This window comes from Amycolatopsis sp. NPDC051373, from assembly GCF_040689465.1.
Taxonomy (GTDB): Bacteria; Actinomycetota; Actinomycetes; order Mycobacteriales; family Pseudonocardiaceae; genus Amycolatopsis.
Window position 1 is genome coordinate 340,750 of record NZ_JBFBAE010000007.1, and the last position, 7,350, is coordinate 348,099.

3 protein-coding genes, 1 rRNA gene and 1 pseudogene are annotated in these 7,350 nt (G+C 67.1%); 4 read left to right on the forward strand and 1 reads right to left on the reverse strand.

What is annotated here, in order from left to right:
• The first annotated feature begins 82 nt into the window (after positions 1-82).
• Complete coding sequence (gene dnaE / locus AB0383_RS16060; protein WP_366187646.1) at positions 83-3,670, forward strand: DNA polymerase III subunit alpha; 3,588 nt, start codon at positions 83-85, stop codon at positions 3,668-3,670.
• Positions 3,670-5,145, forward strand: a complete 1,476-nt coding sequence (locus AB0383_RS16065) for an MFS transporter (protein WP_366187647.1) — start codon at positions 3,670-3,672, stop codon at positions 5,143-5,145. The genes dnaE and AB0383_RS16065 overlap by 1 nt, the downstream gene beginning before the upstream one ends.
• Positions 5,146-5,183: 38 nt before the next feature.
• Here the strand turns inward: AB0383_RS16065 and AB0383_RS16070 are convergent.
• A pseudogene (locus tag AB0383_RS16070) lies at positions 5,184-5,228 on the reverse strand (CxxxxCH/CxxCH domain-containing protein); the annotation flags it as partial.
• A gap of 403 nt (positions 5,229-5,631) precedes the next feature.
• Here AB0383_RS16070 and AB0383_RS16075 point away from each other — a divergent pair.
• Together AB0383_RS16075 and AB0383_RS16080 are read left to right on the forward strand one after the other, a co-directional pair.
• A complete protein-coding gene (locus AB0383_RS16075) occupies positions 5,632-6,828 on the forward strand; it encodes a low temperature requirement protein A (RefSeq protein ID WP_366187648.1) in 1,197 nt (398 codons plus the stop codon).
• A 459-nt stretch (positions 6,829-7,287) separates the two neighbouring features.
• Positions 7,288-7,350 (forward strand): 16S ribosomal RNA (locus AB0383_RS16080); the annotation flags it as partial.

The following is a 7,350-nucleotide window of genomic DNA, read 5'->3' on the forward strand; positions in this document are numbered from 1 at the left end:
TGAGCGCGGACTAGGGTGGAGGACCCCGGGCCGCGCCGCAGCAACAACCGGGAAGCCGTCTGCCTAGGGGAGGTTTTCGCTGGTGTCGAACGATTCCTTCGTCCACCTGCACGTCCACACCGAGTACTCGATGCTCGACGGTGCGGCGAAGATCGGACCTCTCTTCGCCGAGGCGGCGCGGCTGGGCATGCCTGCGGTGGGCATGACCGACCACGGCAACATGTACGGCGGCGACGAGTTCTACCAGACCTCCAAGAAGCACGGCCTGAAGCCGATCATCGGCATCGAGGCCTACATCGCGCCGGAGAGCCGCTTCCACAAGAAGCCGGTGTTCTGGGGACAGGCCAGCCAGCGCGGCTCGGACGAGCTGGGTGAGGGCGGCGACGTCTCCGGCGCCGGTGCCTACACCCACATGACGATGCTGGCGGAGAACGCCACTGGGCTGCGGAACCTGTTCAAGCTCTCGTCGATCGCGTCGATCCAGGGCTATTACCGCAAGCCGCGCATGGACCGCGAACTGATCGCCGAGAACCACGAAGGCATCATCGCCACCACCGGTTGCCCGTCGGGAGAGGTGCAGACCCGCCTGCGGCTGGGCCAGCGCGAGGCCGCGATCCAGGCCGCGTCGGACTACAAGGACATCTTCGGCGCCGACAACTTCTTCCTCGAGCTGATGGACCACGGCCTGCCGATCGAGCGGTCCGTGCGCGAGGGCCTGCTCGAGGTCGGCAAGCTGCTCGACCTCAAGCCGCTCGCGACCAACGACTCGCACTACGTCACCAAGGACCAGGCCGACACGCACTCGGCGCTGCTGTGCGTGCAGGCGGGCAAGACGCTCAACGACCCGACCCGGTTCAAGTTCGACGGCGACGGCTACTTCCTCAAGTCGGCCGAGGAGATGCGGCAGTACTGGGACAAGGAAGTGCCGGGCGCGGCCGACAGCACGCTGCTGATCGCCGAGCGCGTGCAGTCCTACGAAGAGGTCTACTCGCACAAGGACCGCATGCCGGTCTTCGAGGTGCCCGAGGGCCACAGCGAGGCCACGTGGCTGCGTCACCAGGTGGCCGAGGGCCTGAAGTGGCGCTTCCCGGACGGCGTGCCCGACGGCTACGAGGAGCGCTGCGACTACGAGCTCGGCGTCATCGAGCAGAAGGGCTTCCCGGCCTACTTCCTCATCGTCGCCGACCTCATCCAGCACGCTCGCGAGGTCGGCATCCTGGTCGGCCCCGGCCGTGGTTCCGCCGCCGGCGCGCTCGTCGCGTACGCGCTGGGTATCACGAACCTCGACCCGATCCCGCAGAAGCTGCTGTTCGAGCGGTTCCTGAACCCCGAGCGCATGTCGATGCCCGACATCGACATCGACTTCGACGACCGCCGCCGCGGCGAGATGATCCGCTACGCCACGGACAAGTACGGCGCCGACCGCGTCGCCCAGGTGATCACCTTCGGCACAATCAAGACCAAGGCCGCGATCAAGGACTCGGCCCGCGTGCACTTCGGGCAGCCGGGCTACTCGATCGCGGACAAGATCTCCAAGGCGCTGCCGCCGCCGATCATGGCCAAGGACATCCCGCTGTCCGGCATCGTCGACTCCAAGCACGAGCGCTACGCCGAAGCCGCGGAGGTCCGCACCCTCGTCGAGACCGACGAGGAGTGCAAGACCATTTTCGATACCGCGCGCGGGCTCGAGGGCCTGATCCGCAACGCCGGTGTGCACGCCTGCGCGGTGATCATGTCCAGTGAGCCGCTCACCGAAGCGATCCCCGTTTGGCAGCGCGACGACGGCTCGATCATCACCGGCTGGGACTACCCGTCGTGTGAGAACATCGGCCTGCTCAAGATGGACTTCCTGGGCCTGCGCAACCTCACGGTGATCGGCGACGCGCTGGCCAACATCAAGACCAACCGCGGCGAGGAGATCGACCTCGACCGCCTCGGCTTCGACGATCCCGAGGCGTACAAGCTCCTGGGCCGCGGTGACACGCTCGGCGTGTTCCAGCTCGACGGCGGCGCGATGCGCGACCTGCTGCGTCGCATGCTGCCGACCGGGTTCGAGGACATCGTCGCGGTGCTGGCGCTGTACCGCCCCGGCCCGATGGGCATGAACGCGCACAACGACTACGCCGACCGCAAGAACAACCGGCAAAAGGTCACGCCGATCCACCCGGAGCTGGAAGAACCGCTGCGGGAGATCCTGTCCGAGACCTACGGCCTGATCGTGTACCAAGAGCAGATCATGCAGATCGCGCAGAAGGTCGCGGGCTACACGATGGGCCGAGCGGACACGCTGCGCCGAGCCATGGGCAAGAAGAAGAAGGAAGTCCTCGAGAAGGAGTACGAGGGCTTCGAAGAGGGTATGAAGGCCAGTCCTCTGCTGCCTGGCGGCTTCTCGCCCGAAGCGGTCAAGGCGCTGTGGGACACGATCCTCCCGTTCGCCGGCTACGCGTTCAACAAGAGCCACGCGGCCGCGTACGGCCTGATCGCGTACTGGACGGCTTATCTCAAGGCGAACTACACGCCGGAGTACATGGCCGCGCTGCTCACGTCGGTGGGTGACAACAAGGACAAGTCGGCCATCTACCTGTCGGAGTGCCGTCGCCTCGGCATCAAGGTGCTGCCGCCGGACGTCAACGAGTCGGCCCTGCGGTTCGCCGCGGTCGGGACCGACATCCGCTTCGGGCTGGGTGCCGTGCGCAACGTCGGCGCCAACGTGGTGGAGTCGGTCATCAAGACGCGCGAGGAGAAGGGCAAGTACTCCTCGTTCACCGACTTCCTCGACAAGTCGGAGCTGGTGGCCTGCAACAAGCGGGTCATGGAGTCGCTGATCAAGGCCGGCGGGTTCGACACGATGGGCCACACCCGTCTGTCGATGATCCAGGTGCACGAGGACGCGGTGGAAGCCGTCGTGCCGCTCAAACGCCAGGAGGCCATGGGCCAGTTCGACCTGTTCGGCTCCTTCGGCGGGGACGACGACTCGGCCGAGGCCACGCCGTCCTCGTCGCCGCTCGCGCACCTGAAGTTCGGCGAGGAGGAGTACCCGCGCAAGCAGCTGCTCGCCTACGAACGGGAGATGCTGGGCCTCTACGTGTCCGCGCACCCGCTCGACGGTGCCGAGCGCATCCTCCGCAAGCACGCGCCCAAGCCGATCGCCGGCCTGCTCGCCGATCCGCCGAGGGAGGGCGAGGTCGTGATCTCGGGCCTGCTCACCTCGCTGGAGCGGCGCGTGAACAAAAAGGGCGAGCCCTGGGCGATCTGCACGGTCGAGGACATGGACGCCGCCATCGAGGTGCTGTTCTTCGCCAAGGCGTACTCGATGTTCGGCGCGGACCTGGTCGAGGACAACGCGGTGCTGGTCAAGGGCCGGGTCAACTGGCGTGAGGACAAGATGTCGGTGTTCGGCGGCGGGCTCGTGCCGCTGGACCTGTCCGAGATCGGCAACGGCGACGAGGAACCACCGCTGATGCTGCTGGCCGCCGCCGAGAAGATCGACCAGTCGGTGGTGAGCGAGCTCAAGTCGACGCTGCTGGCGCACAAAGGCGAGACCCCGGTCCACCTGAAGCTCGTCGGCAAGAACCAGACCGTGTTCGCGCTTTACGATTACCCGGTGAAGGTCAGTTCGATGCTCATCGGTGAGCTCAAGGGCATCCCCGGGATCACCGCCAACACCTGATGACGGAGTACGTGCCGGACCCGCGCCGGTGGCGGGCACTCGCCGTCACGCTGGCGGCCGGGCTCATGACGCTGCTCGACGTGAGCATCGTCAACACGGCACTGCCGGCGATGCAGCGCGGCCTGAACACCGGCAGCGGCACGGTCCAGTGGGTCGTGTCGGGTTACGCGCTCACGTTCGGCCTGGTCCTGGTCACGGGCGGCCGGCTCGGCGACGCGCTGGGCCGGCGCCGGATGTTCCTCATCGCGCTGGCGGCGTTCGTGGCCACGAGCGTGCTGGCCGGCGCGGCGACCGGCCCCACCATGCTGGTGATCGCGCGGCTCGCCCAAGGCTGCGCGGCCGGCCTGCTGACACCGCAGAACAGCGGCCTGATCCAGGACTTGTTCCGCGGCGCCGAGCGCGGCCGCGCGTTCGGCATCTTCGGCGCCGTCGTGGGGATCTCCACGGCCGTGGGGCCGGTGCTGGGCGGCGTGATCCTCGCGGCGTTCGGCGACCCCGGCGGCTGGCGGTGGGTGTTCTTCGTGAACGTGCCGGTGGGCGCCGTCGCGTTCGTGCTGGCGATGCGGCTCCTGCCAAAGACCGAACGCAAGCCGATGCGGGTGCGCTCGGAGATCGACTTCATCGGCATCGCGCTACTCGCGATCACCGTGCTCGGGGTGCTGCTGCCACTCGTGGAGTCGGAGCAGGGCGGTCTCGCGAAACTGTGGTGGCTCTTCCCCGTGGCGGTGGTGTTCGGCATCGGTTTCGTGCGGTGGGAACGCCGGGTAGTCGCCCGCGAACGGTCGCCGCTGCTGGACGTCCGGCTGTTCACGGGCACGCCGGGCTACTCGGCCGGCGCCGCGGTGGGTGCGCTGTACTTCTGCGGGTTCGCCGGGATCTGGCTCGTTTTCGCGTTGTTCTTCCAGCAGGGGCTGGGGTACACGCCGCTGCAGTCGGGGCTTTCGGTCACGCCCTTCGCGATCGGTTCGGCCCTCTCGGCGGCGGTCGCGGGCCGGCTCGTGCCGCGGTTCGGCCGCCGGTTGTCCGTCACGGGTCTGAGCCTGGTGGCGATCGCGTTGCTCTTGGTGGCGCTGGTAGTAGAGCTCGTGCCGCCGTCCGCGGCCGGGTTCGCGGTGGCGCTGCCGTTGCTGATCGGCGGCATCGGCGGCGGCATGGTGCTGGCGCCGAACACCACGCTGACGCTGGAGTGCGTGCCCACGTCGATGGCAGGCGTCGCCGGTGGCGCGCTGCAGACCGGGCAGCGCATCGGCACGGCGATCGGCACAGCGGTGCTGGCGTCGGTCTTCCAGTCGGTGGTGGTGGGCTCGAACCGGAACTACTCGCTGGCCCTCACCACGGCGATGTGCTGCTCGGCCGGGCTCACGTGCGTCGCGCTCGTGCTGGCAGTGCTGGAGCTGCGAGCGCGTCGCAACAGGGCTGCGCGTAACGAGGAGCGTGACGCTGCGGAAGCGGCTGCCGGCGTTCACCGACAGTGAGTAGATCACGCTCACTCGGCACTACAGGTGAATTACTTTCAGCGATTCCGCGATGCTCCATCTGAGTGACACGCTACGTTTGACCCTGGTGCTACTCAGAGCAACCAGGTAGACCTTATGGAGCCTTCAGCACCACACTTTGGCTACCTACAGTGGCATTTCGATCGATCGACCGGGGATGGGTCGATCGGCCGAGCGGCTGAGAGTTCCGGAGTTTCATGGAATGGACACTCTTGGTCACCTCCCAGGCACCGGATCGTCGGCGTCCGCGGGGGACCGTACGGCGACCGCCGGGAGCATTGCCCCCGAGGTGGCGAGGGAGTGCGGCGAAGGCATTCGGGCGGGCCCGGAAGTGGGGGAACCCGGGCCCGCCCTTTTTCACCTCGGATTTTCTCCCCTTTCACCCTCCGGTGGGGGGCGTACTCGCCTGAGCGCTTTGGCCGTGTTGGGATGGCGGCGTTCGTCGGGTGAGTGCGGGGAGCGTCGATGTCCCAGGGGATTTTTCCGGTCCAGCGGTTCCGGGTGTGGTACCGGCCGATGCTGTCGCGCGACAGCGGGGAGAACCACCGCGTGTCCACCCCGCTGGAGCTGCTGTTCGACCTGTGTTTCGTCGTCGCGGTGGGGGCCGCGAGCGCGGACCTGCACCACGAGCTGGTCGAAGGGCACATCGGCCACGGGATCCTGAGCTACGCGATGGTGTTCTTCGCGATCTGGTGGGGCTGGCTGAACTTCAGCTGGTTCGCCTCCGCGTTCGACACCGACGACGTGCCCTACCGGCTGGCCACGCTCGTGCAGATCGCCGGCGGCCTCACCGTCGCGGCCGGCGTGGACCGCGCGTTCAACGGCGACTTCCGTGTGGTGATGGTCGGCTACGTGCTGATGCGCCTCGCGATGGTGACGCAGTGGCTGCGTGCCGCGAAATCGGATCCGGAACACCGCACGACCGCGCTCTGGTACGCGGGCGGGATCACGGTGGTGCAGGCGTTGTGGGTCGCCGACGCGTTGATCGGCTTCCCCCAGACCACGGCGGTGATCCTGTTCGCGGTGCTGGTGGTCTGCGAGCTCGCGGTGCCGAGCATCGCGGAGTCACGGGGCGGCACTTCGTGGCACCCGCACCACATCGCCGAGCGCTACGGGCTCTTCACGCTGATCGTGCTCGGCGAGGTGGTGCTGAGCGCCACCACCGCGGTGCGGGAGGGCGTGTCCGAGGGCGAGCACATCGGCACGCTCATCGGGCTCGCCGCGGCAGGGCTCCTGCTGGTGTTTTCGATGTGGTGGCTGTACTTCGACCAGCCGGGGCACCTGCGGCTCGTGCGCCACCCGTCGCTGCTGAGCACCTCGAGCTGGGGGTACGGGCACTACCTGATCTTCGCTTCGGCCGCGGCGGTCGGGACCGGGCTCGAGCTGGCGGTGGACTACGACACGCACCACAGCGCGATCAGCGGTCTCGCCACGGCGCTCGTGGCGACGGTGCCGGTCGCGGTATTCATGCTGAGCGTGTGGCTGCTGCACATCGGGCCGACGAACGAGTGCCGGGAGATCGCGATCGGATACCCCGTCACCGCGGTGCTCGTGCTGGCGGCTTCGTTCGGGCCGGCGCCCATTCACGTCGCGGCGGTGCTGGCGGCCGCGTTGGTGGCGCTGACGGTGTTCGCGAGTCACGGGCGGATGCGGTCGGCTTGATCGGGCGTCGGTGGGCCTGTGGTGGGCTGCTTCGGATCTCCTGGGCTTGAGCGGCGTATCGATGCAGGTCAGGGAGCTGGTGCGGTCTTAAGGGACCCCCCTGTTCAGGCCGGTTTTCGGCCATGTAAAGTTCTCCAAGTCGCCAGGGAAACCGGGCGGCCGCCGGGAACACGAACCAAGCTCTCACCTCTGGTGGTAGAGTGGGTGGTCCCAAACCTCCGGAGCTGAACCAGCCCCCGCGAAGCGCGAGTTTCGCCAGGGTGTACTGTAGCTCTCCGGAACAAAATAGCTTGAAACAACGCGGTGATCTGGTTTGCCTGCTGGGTGGGCTGGGTTGCGGTGTGTTGCTTGAGAACTCAACAGTGTGCTAGTGAACTAAGCCAGTAGAGCTTATATGTAACCTCGTATGAGGTTCCTTTGAGAAATCTAGATTGAGAGTAGTCTCGATCAAACTATTCATTGTTGGAGAGTTTGATCCTGGCTCAGGACGAACGCTGGCGGCGTGCTTAACACATGCAAGTC